The organism is Methylocystis bryophila (assembly GCF_027925445.1).
Lineage (GTDB): Bacteria > Pseudomonadota > Alphaproteobacteria > Rhizobiales > Beijerinckiaceae > Methylocystis > Methylocystis bryophila.
Genome location: NZ_AP027149.1, coordinates 1,065,487 through 1,085,571, shown reverse-complemented (window position 1 = coordinate 1,085,571; position 20,085 = coordinate 1,065,487). Strand labels below are relative to the sequence as shown.

General features: G+C 64.2%; 19 protein-coding genes and 1 tRNA gene. 6 read left to right on the top strand and 14 right to left on the bottom strand.

Translation table 11 applies throughout. From position 1 onward, the window contains the following. Positions 1-12 precede the first annotated feature (12 nt). The gene (locus QMG80_RS05035; RefSeq protein WP_158658733.1) at positions 13-294 is read right to left on the bottom strand and encodes a hypothetical protein; all 282 of its coding nucleotides are present in this window, start codon (positions 292-294) and stop codon (positions 13-15) included. 168 nt (positions 295-462) lie between these two features. Continuing rightward, positions 463-1,530 (bottom strand): heat-inducible transcriptional repressor HrcA, encoded by a 1,068-nt coding sequence (gene hrcA, locus QMG80_RS05030; RefSeq protein ID WP_085773685.1) that lies wholly within the window; start codon positions 1,528-1,530, stop codon positions 463-465. 241 nt (positions 1,531-1,771) lie between these two features. On the opposite strand from hrcA, the gene QMG80_RS05025 reads away from it, so the two are divergent. After that, the gene (locus QMG80_RS05025; protein WP_085771821.1) at positions 1,772-2,299 is read left to right on the top strand and encodes an adenine phosphoribosyltransferase; all 528 of its coding nucleotides are present in this window, start codon (positions 1,772-1,774) and stop codon (positions 2,297-2,299) included. A gap of 150 nt (positions 2,300-2,449) precedes the next feature. Continuing rightward, positions 2,450-3,652 (top strand): L,D-transpeptidase family protein, encoded by a 1,203-nt coding sequence (locus QMG80_RS05020; protein ID WP_085771820.1) that lies wholly within the window; start codon positions 2,450-2,452, stop codon positions 3,650-3,652. A gap of 90 nt (positions 3,653-3,742) precedes the next feature. Here QMG80_RS05020 and QMG80_RS05015 read toward each other — a convergent pair whose 3' ends face one another. Both QMG80_RS05015 and QMG80_RS05010 read right to left on the bottom strand, forming a co-directional pair. Continuing rightward, entirely contained in the window at positions 3,743-6,334 is a 2,592-nt protein-coding gene (locus tag QMG80_RS05015; protein WP_245299898.1) for a TonB-dependent receptor, read from the bottom strand. Between the two features lie 113 nt (positions 6,335-6,447). Beyond that, positions 6,448-6,798 carry a hypothetical protein gene (locus QMG80_RS05010; RefSeq protein ID WP_085771819.1) on the bottom strand — a complete coding sequence of 117 codons (351 nt, stop codon included), beginning with the start codon at positions 6,796-6,798 and terminating at the stop codon, positions 6,448-6,450. A gap of 321 nt (positions 6,799-7,119) precedes the next feature. On the opposite strand from QMG80_RS05010, the gene QMG80_RS05005 reads away from it, so the two are divergent. Both QMG80_RS05005 and QMG80_RS05000 read left to right on the top strand, forming a co-directional pair. Then, the gene (locus tag QMG80_RS05005) at positions 7,120-8,703 is read left to right on the top strand and encodes a helicase HerA-like domain-containing protein (protein WP_085771817.1); all 1,584 of its coding nucleotides are present in this window, start codon (positions 7,120-7,122) and stop codon (positions 8,701-8,703) included. A gap of 163 nt (positions 8,704-8,866) precedes the next feature. Then, positions 8,867-10,807 (top strand): carbon-nitrogen hydrolase family protein, encoded by a 1,941-nt coding sequence (locus tag QMG80_RS05000; RefSeq protein ID WP_245299897.1) that lies wholly within the window; start codon positions 8,867-8,869, stop codon positions 10,805-10,807. 25 nt (positions 10,808-10,832) lie between these two features. Here the strand turns inward: QMG80_RS05000 and QMG80_RS04995 are convergent, their stop codons facing one another. The 6 genes from QMG80_RS04995 to QMG80_RS04970 form a co-directional block, all read right to left on the bottom strand. After that, the gene (locus QMG80_RS04995) at positions 10,833-12,023 is read right to left on the bottom strand and encodes an FAD-dependent monooxygenase (protein WP_085771816.1); all 1,191 of its coding nucleotides are present in this window, start codon (positions 12,021-12,023) and stop codon (positions 10,833-10,835) included. After that, the gene (locus QMG80_RS04990) at positions 12,020-12,277 is read right to left on the bottom strand and encodes a zinc-finger domain-containing protein (protein ID WP_085771815.1); all 258 of its coding nucleotides are present in this window, start codon (positions 12,275-12,277) and stop codon (positions 12,020-12,022) included. The genes QMG80_RS04995 and QMG80_RS04990 overlap by 4 nt, the downstream gene beginning before the upstream one ends. A gap of 124 nt (positions 12,278-12,401) precedes the next feature. Next, on the bottom strand, positions 12,402-12,896 hold the full coding sequence (locus QMG80_RS04985; protein ID WP_085771814.1) for an NUDIX hydrolase: 495 nt from the start codon (positions 12,894-12,896) through the stop codon (positions 12,402-12,404). Further along, a complete protein-coding gene (locus QMG80_RS04980) occupies positions 12,893-13,054 on the bottom strand; it encodes a hypothetical protein (RefSeq protein ID WP_158658732.1) in 162 nt (53 codons plus the stop codon). Before QMG80_RS04980 ends, QMG80_RS04985 begins: the two co-directional genes overlap by 4 nt. 101 nt (positions 13,055-13,155) lie before the next feature. Further along, a complete protein-coding gene (locus QMG80_RS04975; protein WP_085771813.1) occupies positions 13,156-13,836 on the bottom strand; it encodes a phosphoribosylanthranilate isomerase in 681 nt (226 codons plus the stop codon). Between the two features lie 268 nt (positions 13,837-14,104). After that, positions 14,105-15,745, bottom strand: coding sequence for an inorganic phosphate transporter (locus QMG80_RS04970; protein WP_085771812.1), 1,641 nt, complete (start codon positions 15,743-15,745; stop codon positions 14,105-14,107). 441 nt (positions 15,746-16,186) lie between these two features. On the opposite strand from QMG80_RS04970, the gene QMG80_RS04965 reads away from it, so the two are divergent. Continuing rightward, positions 16,187-16,606 (top strand): hypothetical protein, encoded by a 420-nt coding sequence (locus QMG80_RS04965; protein WP_158658731.1) that lies wholly within the window; start codon positions 16,187-16,189, stop codon positions 16,604-16,606. 105 nt (positions 16,607-16,711) lie between these two features. Here the strand turns inward: QMG80_RS04965 and QMG80_RS04960 are convergent, their stop codons facing one another. Further along, positions 16,712-17,266, bottom strand: coding sequence for a hypothetical protein (locus QMG80_RS04960; protein WP_085771810.1), 555 nt, complete (start codon positions 17,264-17,266; stop codon positions 16,712-16,714). A gap of 653 nt (positions 17,267-17,919) precedes the next feature. Between QMG80_RS04960 and QMG80_RS04955 the strand changes: the two genes are divergently transcribed. Next, positions 17,920-18,189, top strand: a complete 270-nt coding sequence (locus QMG80_RS04955; protein WP_085773682.1) for a hypothetical protein — start codon at positions 17,920-17,922, stop codon at positions 18,187-18,189. 62 nt (positions 18,190-18,251) lie between these two features. On the opposite strand, the gene QMG80_RS04950 is transcribed toward QMG80_RS04955, so the two are convergent. The 3 genes from QMG80_RS04950 to gph all read right to left on the bottom strand — a co-directional run bounded on the left by QMG80_RS04950 (position 18,252) and on the right by gph (position 19,900). Beyond that, positions 18,252-18,326 (bottom strand) — tRNA-Val (locus tag QMG80_RS04950). Between the two features lie 130 nt (positions 18,327-18,456). Beyond that, on the bottom strand, positions 18,457-18,990 hold the full coding sequence (locus tag QMG80_RS04945) for a hypothetical protein (RefSeq protein ID WP_085771809.1): 534 nt from the start codon (positions 18,988-18,990) through the stop codon (positions 18,457-18,459). A gap of 235 nt (positions 18,991-19,225) precedes the next feature. Further along, positions 19,226-19,900, bottom strand: coding sequence for a phosphoglycolate phosphatase (gene gph / locus QMG80_RS04940; protein WP_085771808.1), 675 nt, complete (start codon positions 19,898-19,900; stop codon positions 19,226-19,228). Between the last annotated feature and the right edge of the window lie 185 nt (positions 19,901-20,085).

Below are 20,085 nucleotides of genomic sequence, written 5' to 3'. Positions count from 1 at the left end.
AACAGCCGGCCCTTATGGGGTGAAGCCTCGCCTAACCTCGGCGCGGGCGCAAGACACGTGCAAAGTCTCCAAGATGTTGTGGGTCTCGTGACTCACCGGCGCGCCGTGGCAAACCGGCGCGACGAAGAAGCCTGTGCATTGATGCCTGATGAGATCGGCTTTCGTCGTCACCATCGTGGCGCGCATGGCGCAGGAGAACTTCCCCGAACAACGTGATTTGGCGAGCGGATAGAAGTTAGCGATTTTCCTGTCGAAGCTTGCGCAATAGATACCCGCGTCCTCGATCTTACGCATTCTCTCAGTCCGCGCGAGGGCTTGCGACGCCACGAGAGTGACCGCGAGGCACGAGAAGACCAAAACATTTTTCAAGCTGTTCATTTCCGCCCCGGATGAAAGCAGCGAGCGAACGTGGAGGAATAACGTCCCTTCCGCAGCATTGGTTCCGGATCGAGCACCCGCGCCCTAACCCCCGCCCGCCACGCGCGACAAAAGCTTCGCAGTGTAGTCTACCATGGGCACGATGCGCGCGTAATTGAGCCGGGTCGGGCCGATCACGCCGAGCGCGCCGACAATGCGGCGATTGGCGTCGTGCAAGGGCGCGGCGATCATCGAGGAGCCGGAGAGCGAAAAGAGCTTGTTCTCGCTGCCGATGAAGATGCGCACGCCCTCGCCTTCCTCGGCGCGCTCCAACAGGTCGATGACTTCCGTCTTGGTTTCGAGATCGGAAAAGAGCAGGCGGATGCGCTCGAGATCCTCCAGCGCGGTCAGATCTTCCAGGAGATGCGCCTGGCCGCGCACGATGAGCTCACGGCCCGCGCCTCCCCAGCTCGCGATCCCCGCCTCGACGAGCCTTGCGGTCAGCGCGTCGAGCTCGGCCTGAGCGGCCACTCTCGCCGCTTCGATCTCGCGCCGGGCCTCGGCGAGCGTGCGGCCCCGGATGCGCGCGTTGAGGTAATTGGCCGCCTCAATGAGCGCGGAAGCCGGCAGGTCTTTCGGGACCGGCAGCACGCGGTTCTCGACCCCGCCGTCCTCGGCGACGAGAATGGCGAGCACGCGTTCCCGTTCGAGCCGCACGAAATCGATCTGCTTCAGGCGTACGTCGGCCTTGTCGACGGCGACGACGCCAGCCGCGCGGGCGAGGCCCGAGAGCAGACCCGTCGCCTCGGCGAGGACGCCCTCGAAATCGCGCTCCTTGGAGGCCGTCTCGACCTGCGCCTGCATGCGCGCGCGCTCCTGCGGCCCCACGTCGCCGATTTGCAAGAGCGAGTCGACGAAGAAGCGCAGGCCCATTTCAGTCGGCAGCCGCCCCGCGCTGATGTGCGGCGCATAGACAAGCCCGAGCTCTTCCAGATCCTGCATGACGTTGCGCACCGAAGCGGGCGAGAGTGTCATCGGCAGAACCCGAGAGATATGCCGCGAGCCGACCGGCTCCCCCGAGGCGAGATAGCCGTCGACAATTTGCCGAAAAATCTCGCGCGAGCGGTCGTCGAGCTGGGCGAGAAGCGAGGCGGAGGGGAGCGCCGGGGTCATGGAGCGAGCATAGCGCAATGGGCCAGCAGGTCGAGGCCGGAGGCCGCAGGCCTCCGATTGGAGCTTCGGAGCGCGATCTTCGTTCACTTTTTCAACAGCCTGCTCGGATCGACCGTCCCCAAATTTGCCACGCCGCGGAGCGACAAAGCGGTCGCCGCGAGGGAGCAGCGCCTGATGGCTGCTTTCAGGCGACAAATGCGCTAGGAAGCAGCTGCAACCCAACCGTTTCGAGCTTTGACCCATGCCTCTCGCCGCCGCGATCCGCACCATTCCCGATTACCCCAAAAAAGGCATCCTCTTTCGCGACATCACGACTCTGCTCGGTGACGCCCGCGCCTTCCGCAAGGCGGTGGACGAGCTGGTGCAGCCCTGGTCCGGCTCCAAAATGGACAAGGTGGCCGGCATGGAGGCGCGGGGCTTCATCCTCGGCGGCGCCGTCGCCCATCAGCTTTCGGCGGGATTCGTGCCAATCCGTAAGAAGGGCAAGCTCCCCCACAAGACGGTCTCGATCAGTTACGAGCTGGAATATGGAACGGACGAGATGGAGATGCACGAAGATGCGGTGTCGCCCGGCGATCGCGTGATCCTGGTCGACGATCTGATTGCGACTGGCGGCACGGCCGAGGGCGCCATAGGCTTGCTCCGTAAGATGGGCGCCGAGATCATCGCCGCCTGTTTCGTCATCGACCTGCCGGAGCTTGGCGGGGCGAAGAGGCTCGAGGCGCTCGACGTGCCCGTGCGCAGCCTCGTGACGTTTGAAGGGCATTAGCTTGACGCGGGCCCTTCGCCTGCTTGCGTCGGCCGTCCGCAGCCCGCGGCCAGACGAGCGCGCCGGCCGGAAAAATGGTTTATTTTTTAGGATGTTAAATCGCATCTTACGCGAGAGTGCGGCAATCCTGCGCGGCGGGGCGTCGTCATCATGAGAGTGGAGGCGATAAAGCCGAGTCGGACGCAGCTTGCCTTGGCGATCGTCTCGGCGGCGACGCTCACGATCGGCGTCCTCGCGCTGAACCTTGCCCCGGAGAAGGAGGAGAGCGCGGAACCGCCGAGCGCCGCGGCGCCGTCTCCGGCGCGGGCCGACGAGGGCCTCGGCGGCCGATTTCTGCACGCGATTCGCGGCGGCATCGCAACGCTGCGCCGCAGTGACGAGGTCGCGCCGCCGTCCGAGGCTCAGGCCGCCGCCAAAGCTGCAGAGGCGCCGGCGTCGTTGAATATCCCGGGCCAGCCGGTGGACGCGCCGACGCCGCCGCGCCGGCCGGACGGCCTGGGCGAAGAGGAAATCCCCCTGCCGCCGCGCAGGCCTTCCACGCTTTTGGCGGAGGCCGCCGCCGAGGCGCCCGAGGCTCAGGCCGCCGCCCCACAAGCGGTCGCGGCGCCGGCGCCTGCGGAGCAGCAGGTCGCCGCGCTTGCGCCCGAGCCGACGCTGAAGCCCGCGCCGCCCGGGGCTTTCGACCGGCCGGATCAGCCGCCGCCCCGCTTCAACATGGGCGCGCCGGCCTATGTGCGCATCTTCAAGAAGGAGGGCGAGCTCGAGCTGTGGCTCAAGGTCAATGGCCACTACACGCTTTACCGCACCTTCCCGATCTGCAAATCGTCCGGCCACCTGGGGCCCAAGCTCAAGGAGGCCGATTATCAATCGCCGGAGGGCTTCTATGCCGTCTCCGCGAAGCAGCTCAATCCGCACTCCAACTATTTCCGCGCCTTCAACGTCGGCTACCCCAACGCCTTCGACAAGCAGAACGGACGCACCGGGGGCCTCGTCATGGTGCATGGCGCCTGCAAGTCGGTCGGCTGCTTCGCGATGACCGACAAGGGCATCGAGGAAATCTACGGCTTCGTCTCGGCCGCGCTTTCCGCCGGCCAACGCGACGTGCCCGTGCATATCTTCCCGTTTCGCATGACCGAGTCGGCCCTGCTGAAGGAGACGACGGCCAGCGGCTGGATGTCCTTCATGTCTCAGGACGCCGTCGCCGGCAAGGAATGGGCCGGGTTCTGGAAGAATCTGAAGGAAGGTTACGATCGGTTCGAGTCGAACCACGAGCCGCCGACGGTCTACGCCTGCGGCGATCATTACGCCTTCGAGGGAGGGCAGGACGGCTGCCAAAAGATCGCCGGCTGGTGAGGCGGCGAGACGGACCTCATTCGAGCGCTCGCGGACGAACACGCTCGCGTCAAAAAAAGAGCGGCTTGCGCCGCTCTCTTTGGCTTTCGATCAGTAGCTCGCGAGGACTGGCGCGATCGGCGTCTTGTCGACGAAGTCGAGCGGTCCGCTGATCGTGAGGCGCACGGCCGGCGGATCGATCGGCTTCCAGGTGCGCTGCGCGATGCCCGCGCTGCCGCCGACGTACCAGGGGTTGATCGCGAAATCCTGCTTGCCGAACACATTGGCCGCATAATCGATCATGTCGGCGCGCGAATTCAGGATGTTGAAGCCGTCGACCTGCACCTTCCAGCCATTGTCAAAGCGGTAGCCGAGACGCGCATTGACGGTAAAGGTCGCATGCGACTCGATCTGGCCGTCTTCAGTGAGCGGCCGAGCGCCGAAATAACGCCCGCGCAGCGCGCCAAACCAGCCGGTTTTCTCCCCGAGCTCGAGGCCGAAAGTGGAGACCCAAACCGGGGCGAGCATGAGATAATTGCCGGGGGAAGATCCTGGCAGGCTAAGCGGCCAGAGCGGGTCGGCGGCGACTCCGCCCGAGAGATATGTGAACCAATTCGCAAACTGCTGCTGGTCGTAGCCGCGGAAGCGCGCATGCGTGCCGGTGACGTTGGCGTCTGCATGGGCCCAGCTCGTGATCTCGTAATTCCCGGTGAATTCGAAGCCGTAACGCCGGCCGGGACGACCGTATTGGCTAGTCGCCGTATCGGCGTTGAAGGTCTGCTCGGCGTCGAGATCCTGCCAGAAAAGCGTGATGGTCGCGTCCAATCCCGGCAGGATGCCCTTGCTGCGCAAGCCGGTTTCGGCGCCGCGCGTCTTCGTCAGAAGCTGCACGTTGGGGATGTACGAATAGGCGCCTCCGTCCGTCGTCCAGTGACCAAGCGCGCCCCGGATATCCTCGGCGCGCAGGCCCTCGCCGAAGTTCACGAAAAGCTCGGTGTTGTTATAGGGCCCGAGCACGGTCCCGACCTTGGGGCTCGTGAAGAACCGCCCGAGCTCGCCATTGTTGAGGCTGCCCAAAGGAAAGGGAGTCGCGGGAACGAGGAATGTTGCGGTCGGGTCGGGAACGAGGGGCGGAAAAGAGCCCAGCGCGAGCGTGGGGTTGGCGACGGAGTTCACCGAGCCGTGCACATAGTCGAGACGGAAGCCCTCCGTCGTGCGCAACCACGGCGTCCAGAACTGCGTCGTGTCCGTCCACAGCCCATGGATATATTCCTTGATGTAGTTGTTCGAGATCTGATCGAACTGCTGCCTCTGGAATGAGTCGCCGTTGCCGTTCAGGATGAAGTCGGCGAGGCCCTGATAGCCGACGCGCGTCTGCATATCCGTGCCCTGCAGGGTGTATTTCCAGCCATGCATGGCCTTAAGGCCGTATTGCTGGCGATGATCGAACTGATGCGTTTGGTCGCCCAAGGCGAAGGTGTTGGCGCTGAGGGGCTGGAAGAGCAGACTGGCGGGATTGCTCTGCCAATAGGTGAAGTTGTCGTAGAGATTGGTGTCGTTGTGAATCATATAGGCTTCGACGCGCGACCAGTCGTTCTTGTTGGTCTCGCTCCAGCGCATCGACAGGCTGTAGCGCGCGCCGTTGCCGCCGTCCGTCGGGTCCTGCGTGTCCCAGCGCGACATGAGCCCTTCCGAGACGAGGTTGTAAGGAATCTGGTCCGTCGCGAAATAATGCTGCGAATAGGCCATGGCCGTGAGCGAGAAGCCGTTTTCCTGCGTGCCCTCGCTCCAGCGCGCGAAACCGTTGATGACGCGCCCTTCGTCCGGCCGCTGCCACGGACCGTTGTAGTTGCGCAGCTCGAGGGCCGTGAACAGCTCGCCTTGGCCGAGCGCCCAGGACTTGGCGCCCACCAGCCGGCCCCAGCCGAAGCTGCCGCCCGAAGCGATGACAAGTCCCTCGCGCAGCTTGTCGATGTAGTTCATGTGGATCGCGCCGACGGCCGAGAACACACCCTCGTCCGCGAAATAAGGACCCTTGCGCACCTCGAACTGGCTGAGCAGTTCCGGGATCAGGAAGTTCGTGTCGGCGTAGCCGTTGCTGTGGATATGCGACGGCTGATTGACGTTCATGCCGTCGAAAGTGATGCCGATGTCATAGCCGTGATCGAGCGCGAAGCCGCGCAGGAAATATTGGTTCGCCTTGCCGGGGCCGCTGTGCTGCGCGACGACGAGGCCGGGCGCGATCTCCAGCGCCTCGCCGGGCTGCGCAAAGACGCGCGCATTGACCTGCTGCGGGCTGAAATCTCTCACGCTCGAGGAAGCGTCGGACCTCTGCGGCTGCGTCAACGGCTTTTTGAGGTCGGAATACTCGGGTTGCTGGGTCCCCGGCGCGGCCTCCTGCCAGGGCTGCTCAGGCGTCGGCGTCGGCTCCAGCGGAGCCTGGGGTGCGGATGGATGGGGCGCAGGCCGCGAAGGAGCGGGTCGGGTCATCCGCTCGGGGGCGGCGCGCGTGGGCGCCGCGGCGACATGGGTTGTTGGCTTGGCGCTCGGCGCGGGCTTGTGCGCGACATGTTTCGCGCCGCCGACGTCGATCGTCGGCAGAGTGGTTTGCGCATAGGCCGCGCCGGCTGTCAGAGCGATCTGCAAGGCGACAGCGCTGACGGCGCCGGCGCGGACGATGCGAATAGAGGGACGAGTTGACATGACGATTGCTCCGAATCCGCCACCATGTGGCAGGCCCGCTCGCCGGCCGTCGCGGCGCGAGGGCGGAATATTCGAGAAAGAAGACGCAAAAACTTTCGCTTGGACGCGCGGCTTTAAATGACGGGCGGCGCCCGGGCGCGATGCGCGCTGGCCTCTTGCTGCGGCCGCGCGGCAAATTTGGCCGCCAAGGGCGCGAAGCGTCGGGAGGTTGCGGATCGATCCGCCGTCGGCGCTTCTGGAGGCGCGATGAAGGCGACGCCACAGAGAAGACAATGCTCGCAAGGCGCCGACCGCCTGCCGCCGTTCGGCGCTTGATCGCCCAGCATGCTCGCGCAATGGGACGGCGTCGCCGCGGAGACGGTCGAGAGGTCCGACGCGCCGACGACGCTCGCCGAGCCCGGGTTCGCGACGAGGATCGCGACCAGTGCGGCTAAGAGCGAGAGCCAGGACTTCATTGCGCGCATCGGAGCGTTCGCCGCGATCTTGGAATTGAACCATCAGACTCGTAGCGAGACTATGGTTACTCCTACGCTATGCGGCGTGCCAGATTCGGGCAATGAACAATCGACCCTTCGGCGCCGATTCTCACGCGGCGTGACATTTCTACAACAGGCGCCAAGCGCTGCGGCGAGCCTTTCGCCCAAGCCTTTCGCCAATGTCGCTCTCGCTTCGCGAGCCCGCGCCAAAAGCGGCGCATCGCTCGCTCTTTGACGCGGCCCCGGCTTCTGCGAAAATGCGCGAGACGCTTCGAGAGCGTCATCGGCGCCTCAACTGGAGCTTTGCGCATGCCCGCGGACCCTAACGCCCTTCCCGGCAAGATCCTCGTCGGCGCCACGCGCGCCTCGGCCAAGCGGGAGGCCGCGCAGGAGCGCCAATATCAATATCTGCTGCTGCCCCTCGGCAATCGCCACGGCCTCATCGCCGGCGCCACGGGGACGGGCAAGAGCGTGACGCTGCAACGGCTCGCGGAAGGATTCTCGCGCGCTGGGACGACGGTGTTCCTCGCGGATGTGAAGGGCGATCTCGCCGGCTTGAGTCAGCCCGGCGACGGACGCGCGATCTTGGTCGAGCGCGCCAAGGATCTCGGCCTCGATTATCGTCCTGAGAAGTTCCCCGTGATCTTCTGGGACCTCTTCGCCGAAAACGGCCATCCGGTGCGCGCGACAATCGCTGAAATGGGTCCGCTTCTGCTTGCGCGCCTGCTCGATCTCAACGACACACAGGAAGGCGTGCTCAACATCGTCTTTCGCGTCGCCGACGAGCGGGGCCTGCTGCTCTATGATCTGAAGGACCTGCGCGCGACACTCGCCTATGTCGCCGAAAATGCGAGCGAGCTGCAGACGAAATACGGCAATGTCGCGAGCAGCTCGATCGGAGCCGTGCAACGCCAGCTTCTCGTGCTGGAGACGCAGGGCGGCGAGAAATTCTTTGGCGAGCCGGCGCTCGATCTCAAGGATTTTATCGGCCAGGACGAAGCAGGCCGCGGCTATGTCAACATCCTCGCAGCCGAAAAGCTCATGCGCTCGCCACGGCTCTATGCGACCTTCCTGTTGTGGATGTTGACCGAGCTCTTCACGCAGCTCCCGGAGGTCGGAGATCTGCCGGCGCCGAAGCTCGTGTTCTTTTTCGACGAAGCCCATCTCCTCTTCACCGACGCGCCGAAAGGCCTTCTCACCGCGATCGAGCAGGTCGTGCGACTCATCCGCTCCAAGGGCGTCGGCGTCTATTTCGTCACGCAGAGCCCGCTCGACGTGCCGGATACGGTGCTGGGCCAGCTCGGCAATCGCATTCAGCACGCGCTGCGCGCCTTCACGCCGCGCGACCAGAAAGCGGTGCGCACGGCAGCCGAGACCTTTCGGCAGAACAAGGATTTTGACACGGCGGCGGCCATCACCGAGCTTGCGGTCGGCGAAGCGCTGGTCTCGATGCTCGACGAGAAAGGCGCGCCGCGGGTCGTGGAGAGAACGTTTATCGCACCGCCTTCCTCGCGCGTCGGGCCGATCAGCCCGCAGGAGCGCCAGGCCGTCATCGAGGGCGGCCCGCTTTACGGTCTCTACGATACGCCGATCGATCGCGAATCCGCCTTCGAGGTGCTGCAGAAGCGCGCCGGAGCGCGGATGGAAAGCGCGGGCGCGGGGCCGGCCAAGGCGCCGGACGTCGACAACGCGCCGCCCATCGAGGCCTCGGCCGACGGCGGGATCTGGGAGGGCGTCAAGGGGGCGCTCGGCGGGCTCTTCACCCGCCCGAGCCCCAATCGTCTCTCGCCCGCCGAGAAGGCCGCCAGCGCCGCGCTGCAATCGGCCGCCAAGAGCTTCGGCACGAAGATCAGCCGCGAGGTCCTGCGCAATATTTTCGGGGGGATGCGGTAGATCGCGTCGCGTTCAGGCGGAATCGCTTGAACGCAGACAACGTGATCGATCTCAAAGTTTTAGAGCGCGATTTGTGCGAAAAACCGGTTTCCACTTTTTCGCATCGCGCTCTAGATCCATCGCCACCGGAGGGGCGAGTTGAAGCGCGCCTCAGAGCCTCCATATGGACCGCCATTACCGCTTGCTGGACCGGCGCGGCGTGCACGGCCTGTCGGGCTTGGGGGGAAGCGCCATGACATGGAAGATCTGGGCTTGCGCGGCTGTCCTTAGTCTCCTGCCCCTGACGACAGCCTATGGGAAGCCGGTGGCGCAGGCTTCCTCCGGAACACAGGCCATTAAGGTCGCCGCCGTCGACTTCGTGCCGGCCTGGGGCGACCTCGAGGGCAATATCGGCCGTCTCGTCGTGGCGGCGAAGGAAGCGGGCCGGCAAGGCGTTACTTTCGCCGTCTTCCCGGAGACGGCCGTCAGCGGCTATTTGTTCAGCGGCCCGGATCAGATTGCGCCTTTTCTCGACACGATCCCTGGCAAGACGACGGACGCGCTGCTGCCCGTGCTTGCGCGCGCCGGCATGTACATGAGCGTCGGCGTCGCCGAGCGGGACGCGCAAACTGGCATCGCCTACAACAGCGCGGTGCTCCTCGGCCCCAGGGGCGTCATCGGAAAATACCGCAAGAACGGCCTCAACCCGCAAGATCAAAAGGTATTTGCTCCGGGCGACACGGGCGTCGAAGTCTTCGACACGCCCATCGGCCGCATCGCGCTCACGATTTGTTACGACGACACCTATTGGCAATATGCGCGGCTTGCAGCGCTGCGGGGCGCGCAAATCATCGCCTGGCATTCCGTCTCCGATCGCGTCATGCCCGGCACGCCGCCGGCCGAGGCCAAAGGCGACCATTCGACCGTGGCGAACACGCAATATATGAGCGCCCAGAATGGGGTCTGGGTCATCGGGGCCACGCGCAGCGGCATCGAGACAAATCCGATCACCGGCGGGAAGTTGTACTACAACGGCGGCTCCAGCATTTGGTCCCCCGAGGGGCGCAAGCTCGCCCAGGCGCGCGTCGCGCCGCCGGAGGTCCTGCCCCCGGGCTTTAGGAGCCTCATCACCGCGACCATCAGGCCCGCGGACGCCGACCGAAGCCGATCGACCCGCCTGGCGCTGCGCCGTCCCGACCTCTACCTGCCCCTGCTCGCGCTGCATCGCAGCCCTGTGGACGGCAACGCCACCGGAAGGGCGCACAGCGTATCCCTGGCCGCGGCGCAATGGCCGGAGGGACCGTCGCTTCTCAGCGGCGCCACGCCCGCCGAGGGCGAGCTCATGGTCTTGCCGGAACTGTCGGGACTCCCTTCCGGCATCGGCGCCGACGAGATCAAATCTCGCGCCGAGCCCGCAGACGGGGCTTTCGAAAAGAAGCTGGCGGCCGCCGCCCAGGCGGGGAAGGGCTATCTTGTCGGCAGCTATCCGGAGCGTGACGGCGATCGGGTTTTCCACACGGTGGCGCTCGCGGGACCGCAAGGCGCCATCCTCGCGCGCTACCGCGTCACTCATCCGAAGGCCGCGCACGCCGATTGGGCGACTCCTGGAGACCGCCTCACCGTCGTCGACACGCCGCTGGGCCGGATTGGGCTCGCCTCCGCCGAAGAGCTGTCCGTGCCGGAGCTCGGAGGGCTGTATGCGGCGCTGCGCGCAGACATCCTGGCGGCGCCGGCCGGTCCGCCCGAGCCGCTCAAGGTCGAAACCGATCCCGCGCTCTATTCCGTTCCCGATCCTCCCACGGGTCGCGCCGACTTCTTCCCCTTCGCGGCCGCCAAGCAGGGGCAGTTTTGGCTGGTGAGCGGAGGACGGCGTGCGGGCGACCACACCGCCGCGGCCATCTACGGGCCGGAGCCGGTCGTTTCCACGCCCACGCTCACGGCCACAGCGGGAGACCCAGCCATTCGTTACCGGACGACCGTGCCGGCGCCGGGAAGCTGGATCAACCAGGACCAGCTCATTGACGGACAGCAGGCGCTTTGGTTCGCTCCGCTCGTTCTTCAGGAAGGGAACGCCTGCCTGGAACGCTGGCGACGGCGAGGCGCCGGCCCCCTGCCCTGCCGATAGGCCTAATAGCCGCTTCGCCGCGCCCTCAGCGGTAAAGCCAGGCGTTGCGCTCCAGCATCCCGCGGCCGCCGATGAGCGACATGACGGCGTCGCGCGCCTGCGCGAGCGGAAAGCCGGCATGCGCGAAGCGCCCCTGGCGGCGCGAGGCGGTCTGCACCGCTGTCGCACGCGAAAGCCGCGCGCCTTCGTAGCGCGCGAAAGCCGCTGCCGCCGAAGCGCCGCCCGCGAAGGCTTGTCCCAAGGCCTCCGCATCCTCGATCGCCTGCGCGGCCCCTTGCGCGAGGAAGGGGACCATCGGATGCGCCGCGTCGCCGAGCAAGGTCACAGCGCCGCGGGTCCAGGAGCGCAACGCCGGGCGGATCCAGAGCGGCCAGCGCCGCCAGCTGTCGTGAGACGCGATCAAATCGCGCAGCTGCGGGGCGCAGCGCTCGAAATCCGCGGCCTCGAGCAGGCTCGGGCCATCCCGCATCGGCTCATTCGAGGCCGGTTCGACCTCGCCGTCCTCGACGATCACCACGGCGTTGACGATCTCGCCGCCGCGCAGCGGATAATGCACGACATGCGCCCCGCGCCCGAGCCAGAGATTGACCTCTTTCGCGCGCAAGGCCGTGGGAACCGTCTCGGCCGGAAGCAGCGCGCGCCAGGCCGTGCAGCCTGAGTAGAAGGGGGCGTCCCGCTCGTCGCGAAAGAGGAAGGCGCGCACCGAGGACCGAACGCCGTCGGCGCCGATCAGCCCTGCGGCCTCGATATCTTCGGGGCCAGCGGATCCATGCACGCGCAGGAAGAGTTTTCCGTCCTCTTCCTCGAAATCGCCGACGCGGGCGTCGGTTCGGATCGCGATCTTTTCGCTCGCCCGCGCGGCGTCCAAAAGCAGATTTTGCAGATCGGCGCGATGGAAGAGGCGGAAAGGGGCGCCAAAACGCTCCCGCGCGCCCGCGAGCGGCATGCGCGAGAGCTCGGCTCCATCGGTCGCGCGGCGGATGATGATGGATTCCGGCAAAAGCGAATTGGCGTCGAGCGCGGCGGAAAGGCCGAGGCCCTGAAGAATTCGTCCTGCATTCGGCGCGATCTGTAAGCCGGCGCCGACTTCTTCGATCTTGGGCGCCTTTTCGAACAGCGCCACGCGCTTACCGGCGCGCGCCAGACACAGCGCCGCAGCAAGGCCGCCAATCCCAGCGCCGGCGACGACGACTGCGTCCGAAGCGGAAGGGCTCACGAGGCTGCTGCGACGCGCTCCGCCGGTTCATAGACGCATTCAGTTGGATCGGCGGCGCCGTGCAGCGAGGCGTCATAGACATACAGCGTCGAGCAGTAAGGGCAGAGAGCCTCGGACGCCGCACCCATATCCAGAAAAACATGCGGATGGTCGAAAGGCGGCAGCGCCCCGATGCACATGAATTCCTTGGCCCCGACGCGGATGCGCGGGACGCCCGGCTGATTGTGGAAATGCGGGGTAGCGTGCTCTGACATGGGAACCAACCATTCGGCGGAGGCGCCTTTTGGGCGCCGGCTGCGGCCCGGTATAGAGCGGGTCGCGCAAAAGGGAAAGCAGCCTGCCGCATGTTCTAGCGGCGGCCTCGAGGTTTAACGACGACTACCCCAGGAGGGGTCGCGTGTCGATCACGCCCTCTTCCGCTGTCGCGGACAGGGCGCGGCCAAAGGCGAGAATCAACTCCTTCAGCTCCTCCTCGGCGACCAGCTTCGCCGCCTCGCTATAGGGCAACCATTGCGTCACGCGCTGACCCATTTCGAGCCATTTCTTGCGCTGACGCAAGACACGCAGCGGGAAGACCTCGACGCGACAAATCAGCACGGCGCCGTTCTTGAGGCGCTTACGATAGTGATAGGCGCCGATCGACTTCTTCCCGATGTTTCCAAGGAGGCCGCCCTCTTCCAAAGCCTCGACCGCCGCGGTCGCGTTGGGCTTGCGCCCCTTCATCGGCCACCCCTTGGGAATCACCCACCGCCTCGTGCCGCGGGAGGTCAGCAGCATGATCTCGAGCTCGTCGGAGATGCGCCACGGCAGCGCCCCATATTGCGCATGCGGCTCTCTCCCCTCGGCGAGGTCGACGGCCTTGGGCTCTTTCACGCGACACCCCCCGCCAACACGCTGAAAACGCCCGCGATAAGCGCCGCCGTCGACGTGGCGATCACCCACGCCGTCACGACATCCTTTGCAATATCCCCGCCCAGGGCTGGAACCCGCGGGGCGGCGCAGACGCCTTGCATCTCCGCGAGCTTGGTCATCTTCGAGCCCTTTGTGGGCGCGACGCGCCAGCCACAGCGAGAGTCGAGCCGCTGCGACTTGCTAGGCTTCCAGGCGGCGACTCAGTCTGCATTTCCATGCCTCAATTCCCTCTGGGCGCGAGTTCTTGGTCCGCGCGCCGCACAGCCTGCACAAAGGCGCATAGCTTGGCTGCGTCCAAACGCCCATTCGTCCGCACGCCCGAGCACAGATCCACGCCGAAGGGGCGCACCCGCGTGATCGCGTCGACGGCGTTAGCGGCGGAGAGGCCGCCTGCCAGAAAGACAGGCAGCGCGCAAGCGCGGACGAATTCGGCGCTCACCTCCCAGTCGTGTTGACGGCCGGTACCGCCCAGCTCGGGCACGCCGGCGCTCGGCCGGCCGGAGTCGAGCAGAAACGCGTGCACATGAGGGGCGTAGGCGGTCATGAGGTCTAGGGCCGAAGGTCCCTCCACATGCACCACCTGCACGCGACGGACATTCGGCTCGAGCTCGACCAATTTCGCCGATTCCGCCGGATCAATCTGCGAGACGATCTGAACGGTCGACGTGTGCGTCCGTCGGAGGTGCGCGGAAATCGCATCCGCGGTCTGCTCTGAAGTCAGCAAGAAGGGCGCGATCGGCGGGGGCGCGAAAGCCGCGATCTCGAATATCGTCTCGTCGGATATAGGGCCTGGCCCTGACGGCATTGCGCCCACGAGACCAAGCGCGTCCGCGCCGGCGCCGATCGCGAGACGCGCCTCCTCTATCGAGGCGATGCAGCAAATCTTTATCCGCGTTCTCATGGGACGAATTTCCGCCCTCCGATCTAGCCCGGCGGCACGCGAGACAGCCATTCAAACCGACACGGATTAGCCCCGACGCCCCATAGCGCTTTGGGGCGCCGCTGGCGAAAAAATGGCTGGAAGAACCAAGCCTACGTCCCACCTGCATCGCCGATGACCGCATAAATCGGACCCGGCCGTCTCGGGTCCCGAATGGGATCGAGGCGCCGTCCCCTAGGGACAGCGCCTCGATCGCAAGCTCGCTTGAAGCGGGTTTCCTGTTAGGCGGTCAGAAGATCTTGGTGAACAGGAGGTAGAGCCCGCCGGAGAGGAACATTGCGCAAGGCAGGGTCAGAACCCAGGCCATCGCGATGCTCTTCACCGTGTCTGCTTGCAGCCCCGACCCGTTCGCCGCCATTGTTCCCGCAACGCCCGAAGAGAGCACATGGGTGGTCGAGACCGGCAGGCCGTAGGCGTCGGCGGCGAAGATCGTCGACATGGCGACGAGTTCCGCGGCGGCGCCCTGGCCGTACGTCAGATGCTCCTTGCCGATCTTCTCGCCGACGGTCACGACGATGCGCTTCCAGCCGATCATCGTGCCAAGGCCGAGCGCGACGGCCACCGCGACTTTCACCCAGGTCGGGATGAATTTCGTCGTCTGGTCGATTTCCTTTTTGTAATCGGCGAGAATTTTCTTCTCGCCGTCGCTGAGCTCGGCGGCTTGGTCCTTGGCGAGGAAGCGCAAGGCCTCGGAGGCGAGATAGACGTCGTTTCGGGTGTTGCCGACCGCCGCAAAGGGGATTTTCGAGATCGAGCCATATTCCTGGATCTCATGCGAAATCTCCTGCATCAGCGCGGCCAGCGCGACATAGGTACCTTCCGACGGCTTGAAGCCCGCATCGCCATGATAGGTGATGTAGGTCGAGACAGCGGGACGCGGATTGCCGAGCATGCGATGGCCGGCCTCCTTCGCCTCGACGACCTTGATCGCGGCAGCCGACGCCTTCGCGAAACTGGCGATGTGGCTTTCGGGCAACGCGCGGTTCAGCGCATAGGCGGTCGGCACCGTGCCGATCAGGATCAGCATGATCAGGCCCATGCCCTTCTGTCCGTCATTCGAGCCATGCGCGAAGGACACGCCGGTGCAGGTCAGGACGAGCAGGCCGCGGATCCACCACGGCGGCGGCGTCTGCCCTTTCGGCTCGGAATAGAGCGCCGGGTTGCGAACGACGAACTTCATGAGGAGAAGCAGCGCGCCCGCGCAGAGGAAGCCAACCAGAGGCGAGATCAGGAGCGCCTCGCCGACCTCCATCGCCTTGTGCCAATCGACGCCGGAGGTTCCGTCGCGGCCGCGCATGAGGGCGTTGGTGATGCCGACGCCGATGATCGAGCCGATCAGCGTGTGCGAGCTCGAGGCCGGCAGACCCATCCACCACGTGCCGAGGTTCCAGATGATCGCCGCGATCAACAGTGCGAAGACCATCGCGAAGCCGGCCGAGGAGCCGACCTGCAGGATCAACTCCACCGGCAGCAGCGAGACGATGCTGAAAGCGACCGCGCCGGTCGAGAACAGCACGCCGAGAAAGTTGAAGAATCCGGACCAGACGACCGCGACATTCGCGGGCAGCGAATGGGTGTAGATGACGGTCGCCACCGCATTGGCGGTGTCGTGAAAACCGTTCACGAATTCGAAGCCGAGCGCAATCAGCAGCGCCACGCCGAGCAGGACGAAGGGCAGATAAGTCGTGACCGGAGCGCCCGTCTCCTGGACGTCCCGCCAAATGCTGTAGGCGGTGAAGCCCAGACCGAGCGCCAGGATCGCCAGGAAGAGCAGGATGCTCTGGATGCTCGTGTTATGGTCGAGCTTAGGCTTGGGGGATTCGTGGTCGACCTTCAAGTCGATGTCGGCGCCGGAAGTGACGGACGTCATTTTGGGTTCCTCGTTGACGACGGGCCTTCATTCAAACGGAGAGCTGCTACGTACATTTCACAGAAATATGACAATGGTGATTCGTATGTACCCGATTATAATCAGAAACTTATGCCGCCATCGCGAGGGGTGCGCCTAGCGCCGCGCTCTCGCTTGTGGGCTTTGGGCCGCTCGCCGCCGCCGCCAGCTTGCTTCGCGCTTCGACGACCGGTTGCAGGCGGAAGTGGAGCTTTCGGGAGGCTGGAGAGGGGAGCAGCATTCCGTTCTATACGCTCGTTTTCCCTCAGTCAGGCCACCCTAATTATGTGGCTCGGAAGATTTATTACGCCACCGCCTCAAGTTCATAAAAATGTAACATACAAAAGGGCGCGTAAACGGAACGAATTGGATCGCTTTGCGTTCATGCTCTGCATCAACGCGCCGTCAGAAGGGGCCCACGTCATGCGTATCACAGTGACCATCCCGGCAATACTATTCACTACCATCGCCGCGCAGGCGGGAGTGGTGACCAATTCAAAAGTCGTGTGCTCGGGCAAGCATCCGCCGGCGGTTCCGCTGCTGGGCGGCATGCTCGTGCAGAACTCGGGGGTCGGAGAGGTGGACGCCAACATACCGCCGGGCTTTAAAGTGGCGAAAGTCTACTGCCAGGTGAGCGATCCCGCTGGCGGCCTCAGGGCGTGCAAATATAGCAAGAAGCCCGATAAGGCTTGCGGCGTCGCATCGAAGGGGATGCTCATCGACAATTTCGGCGATGGCTTTAAAGAGCTGAGCTGGTACCCTCAAGCGCCCAAGGGCGGCGCGCCGAGGCTCTACATTCTCACGACAGAGATCGCTCCGGATACGCCGTCCAAGAAGAAGTGATCGGTCAGAGCCCGGGGAAAGCATAGCGAGGCCTGAAACGCCGCGGTGGCGACAGAGGGGACGAGCCTCTGTCGCCATATGGGATATTTAGCGAGAAGAACTTTTCTATCTGCGCATCGATGCAACCTGCGTGCGCCATGTCAACACACCGCGGGTCGAGGGGAAGTTCTTCATCTGAAACGAGAACATGACCGCGCGCACTTCGGCGGGCGGAACGTCGATTTCGATTTGGCTGGAGTTGTGGCCGATGGCTTCGCACTCCACGACGGGAACCGTCGCGGTAGGGCAATCATAGGCTGTGAAAGCGATGACAAGCGCGCTAATGGGTGTTGCCGCATTATTCTTGACGTTCGCTTTGAATGTGAAGCCTTGATCTCCATTAGAATATCCGTAGCTGCTTTTTGTAATCGTCTCATGCCGCAATTCGATCGCGTTCAGATTGACAGCAGCCGCTCGCGCTGTCTCCTTTTGCCGCTCGGCTTGGCGCTCCGTCTCCTGGAGCTCAACCCATGCATGGGAGCTTCTCTTGTCTATTATAAGCATAACAGCGACGCCGATGGCCACAACAATACTGATCATCGCTGCGAGTGAGCGCAAATCTGGCAAAATGAAAAGCAACCAGACAACGAAAGAAATAACTAGAGCGACGTCGAGACTCATCCTCTATGCCCTCTATTCGATAGAGACTTGCAGTCGTTTCCGCAGAGCTTCGACGCGCGCGGCAAATGACGCTTTGCGTTCATCTTCCGCCTCTGTCGGCACGACCGTCTCGGTCGAAACCGTAAAGCCTGCTCGTCAATTCGAACGCCCGCCACCTTCAGCGCCACCGTTCCGCATGGCTGCAACCATTACAGAAAATCGTTGTCGCATCTATGACATAATCAGGAAGATCGAGAGATTTCCAATAGACATGAGCCGTCCGCTATTATGACGCAAACGTTACAGGCTTCGCACTAGGCCGGCTAGGCGGTAGCATCCCAGGATTCACGATGAAAACTCTAGGTGCAAAGCTACCCCCTCGGCCTATATGTTGACCTTGAGACGGGGTCGCAGGCCCATTTGGAGGTCATTGCCAAATCCTCAAGCTCCTTTTCTGCCGCGATCAAGTAAGTATGATATATTTTTTTTATCAATACACTCTCCAAGAAGGCCATCGGGCACGAACGCGTTGAAGGCCTGTGCTTGCGAACATAAGCTTTGCGCCAAGCGGGAACATTTACGCGCGCGCTCGGTTCCGCATTCGGCGCCGCGATCGAAGCGCTCTTCGTGATGATCAAGGCGAGACGAAAGGAAGAAAAGCTGCGAGGCTTGCGATGGATAACGAAATGGCCTTTCGGGGAACATTCGACGTCAACAGTTTACCTGGCATGCGGCCCGGCGGTTGGTATATCGGCTTCGCCTGTCGAAACTGTCGCCGGCATTTTGCGATCATGGATGATCCAACCGGCAGCGGCCAGATTCGCTTTGCAGGAGACGCGGCTTTTCGCGCCGCCTGTCCGAACTGCGAAGCCTCTCATGATTTTCGAGTCGCGGAGCTGGTCTTGTTCGAGGCCGCGCAAGGCGGCCCGGTCTCTACGGCTTGAGGCTGGGCGCTCTATCGAGACGCGGTCCTCCGGCGAAGACCGCTACGTTCGTGTGAGGCTGATGGTGGGCGCGACAGGGATTGAACCTGTGACCCCTTCGATGTCAACGAAGTGCTCTCCCGCTGAGCTACGCGCCCTCTTCGCGCGCCGGTCGGGACGGGCGCGCCGCAGGGGTATAATCGGTCGTCTCTCGGGGCGCAAGCGTCCCGAAGCGAGGCCGATGGGTCGCTTCCCGCCGCGGAGCGCCGCGACGTCGCCCAAGCAAAATCAGTTCGCCGGGGACAGATCCTCGCGGCTCGGGAGCTGGGTCCGAATCGCTTCGAAGATTTGCTCGATTTTGGCGTTCGCTTCGGCGGACCGCTGATGCGCCGCACGCGCATCCGCCTCACTAAGGCGGAGACGATCCTCGGTCTGGGACAATTCCTCGGATTTTTTCGCGAGCTGCCGCCTGGCGATCTCGAGATCGGATCGGGTCCGCGCCAGCGCCGCGGATAGCTCCTGCACCGCCGTTTCAGCGTCGCGCTGTGCGGTTTCGGCGCGCTCGGCCCGCGCCTCCGCCGCCTCCAGCTGATTGACGATCGAGTTGGCGAGGTCTTGCGCGCGGGCGACCGCCTGCGCAGACTGCTCTTCGAGCTCTCTAATGGCCGCGGCGGCTTCCGACACCATCTCCAACGCTACTGCAGCCTTGTCGTTCGAGGAAGCCGACTCCCGCTCATGGCCATCGACGTCCATCGAATGAACGCCGACATCGTCTCGAGGCACGATCTTTCTGGCGAGTTGGTTAACATCGATGGAATTCATTTCACACTCCAACGGTTGCGCTTGTATCACCTTAATTTAGCATTTCGTTAACAATCGGGCGGAATTAGGACAGCCGCCGAGAAAATCCGCGCCAGTAAAGGGCTTGGGGGCGCCGCGCGCGCTCGATCGCGACGCGAAAAAGCGGAAACCGGTTTTTTTGCGCGAATCGTCCTCTAAAACTTTGGAATCGATCGCGTTATCTACGTTTGAGCGGTTCCGCTCAAAGCAGCGCGATCTAGCGTAAGAGCCCGGCCGCCGCGTCCCATAGCTCGTCGAAATGCGAGATGAGCCGATCGGGGCGAAAAGTCGCGACCGGAGGGTCGCTGTAGCCGAAATCGACCGCGACGACCGGCGCGCCGGCGTTACGGGCCGCCGCCACGTCCGTCTGCGAATCTCCGACCATGACCGCGCGCGCGGGATCGCCCCCGACGCGCCCGATCGTCGAGAGGAGCGCACGGCCGTCCGGCTTCATATGCGCGAAGGTCTCACGCCCGCATATGGCGCCGAAACGGTCGGCGACGCCGAGCCGCTTGAGCAGGCGTTGCGCCAGGCGCTCGGTCTTGTTGGTGCAGACCGCGAGCCGGAAGCCCGCCTCTTGAAAGCGATCGAGCGACCGCTCGGCGCCGGGGAAGAGCCGAGTCTCGTCGGCGATTTGCGCTTCGTAGAACTCGAGAAACTCCGCGAGGAGCTCGGAAGCGCGCATCTCGCCAAGCGGGGCGCCGGCGGCGGCGAAGCCCCTTTCGAGGAGCGCTCTTGCTCCGGCGCCGACGAAAGGGCGCGCCGTCTCGATCCTCTGCGGGGGGAGATTTTCCCGCAGGAGTAACGTATTGAGCGTCGCGACGAGATCGGGCGCCGTGTCGGCCAGGGTGCCGTCGAGGTCGAAGACGATGGTCGGGGCGCGTTCAGTCATAGCGTGGCCTAACCTTGCCGGCGATCGGGCGCAAGCGAGGCTGCGACAAGCTGATCCCTTGTCTTTCGTTTTAAGCTGGAGCCAGAAGCAGTCGCATCTTGTTGATCGAGCGTGTCCTTTCCGAAAAAGCGCTTCGCGCTTTTGGAAAACATGCCTTAAAAGGCCGCCGTCGGCGTCCGACGCCA

Excerpts from the sequence above, each read along its gene's own strand:
- QMG80_RS05035 (WP_158658733.1), bottom strand. The coding sequence starts at position 294 with ATGCGTAAGATCGAGGACGCGGGTATCTATTGCGCAAGCTTCGACAGG.
- hrcA (WP_085773685.1), bottom strand. The coding sequence starts at position 1,530 with ATGACCCCGGCGCTCCCCTCCGCCTCGCTTCTCGCCCAGCTCGACGAC.
- QMG80_RS05025 (WP_085771821.1), top strand. The coding sequence starts at position 1,772 with ATGCCTCTCGCCGCCGCGATCCGCACCATTCCCGATTACCCCAAAAAA.
- QMG80_RS05020 (WP_085771820.1), top strand. The coding sequence starts at position 2,450 with ATGAGAGTGGAGGCGATAAAGCCGAGTCGGACGCAGCTTGCCTTGGCG.
- QMG80_RS05015 (WP_245299898.1), bottom strand. The coding sequence starts at position 6,334 with ATGTCAACTCGTCCCTCTATTCGCATCGTCCGCGCCGGCGCCGTCAGC.
- QMG80_RS05010 (WP_085771819.1), bottom strand. The coding sequence starts at position 6,798 with ATGCGCGCAATGAAGTCCTGGCTCTCGCTCTTAGCCGCACTGGTCGCG.
- QMG80_RS05005 (WP_085771817.1), top strand. The coding sequence starts at position 7,120 with ATGCCCGCGGACCCTAACGCCCTTCCCGGCAAGATCCTCGTCGGCGCC.
- QMG80_RS05000 (WP_245299897.1), top strand. The coding sequence starts at position 8,867 with ATGGACCGCCATTACCGCTTGCTGGACCGGCGCGGCGTGCACGGCCTG.
- QMG80_RS04990 (WP_085771815.1), bottom strand. The coding sequence starts at position 12,277 with ATGTCAGAGCACGCTACCCCGCATTTCCACAATCAGCCGGGCGTCCCG.
- QMG80_RS04980 (WP_158658732.1), bottom strand. The coding sequence starts at position 13,054 with ATGACCAAGCTCGCGGAGATGCAAGGCGTCTGCGCCGCCCCGCGGGTT.
- QMG80_RS04975 (WP_085771813.1), bottom strand. The coding sequence starts at position 13,836 with ATGAGAACGCGGATAAAGATTTGCTGCATCGCCTCGATAGAGGAGGCG.
- QMG80_RS04970 (WP_085771812.1), bottom strand. The coding sequence starts at position 15,745 with ATGACGTCCGTCACTTCCGGCGCCGACATCGACTTGAAGGTCGACCAC.
- QMG80_RS04965 (WP_158658731.1), top strand. The coding sequence starts at position 16,187 with ATGCGTATCACAGTGACCATCCCGGCAATACTATTCACTACCATCGCC.
- QMG80_RS04960 (WP_085771810.1), bottom strand. The coding sequence starts at position 17,266 with ATGAGTCTCGACGTCGCTCTAGTTATTTCTTTCGTTGTCTGGTTGCTT.
- QMG80_RS04955 (WP_085773682.1), top strand. The coding sequence starts at position 17,920 with ATGGATAACGAAATGGCCTTTCGGGGAACATTCGACGTCAACAGTTTA.
- QMG80_RS04945 (WP_085771809.1), bottom strand. The coding sequence starts at position 18,990 with ATGAATTCCATCGATGTTAACCAACTCGCCAGAAAGATCGTGCCTCGA.
- gph (WP_085771808.1), bottom strand. The coding sequence starts at position 19,900 with ATGACTGAACGCGCCCCGACCATCGTCTTCGACCTCGACGGCACCCTG.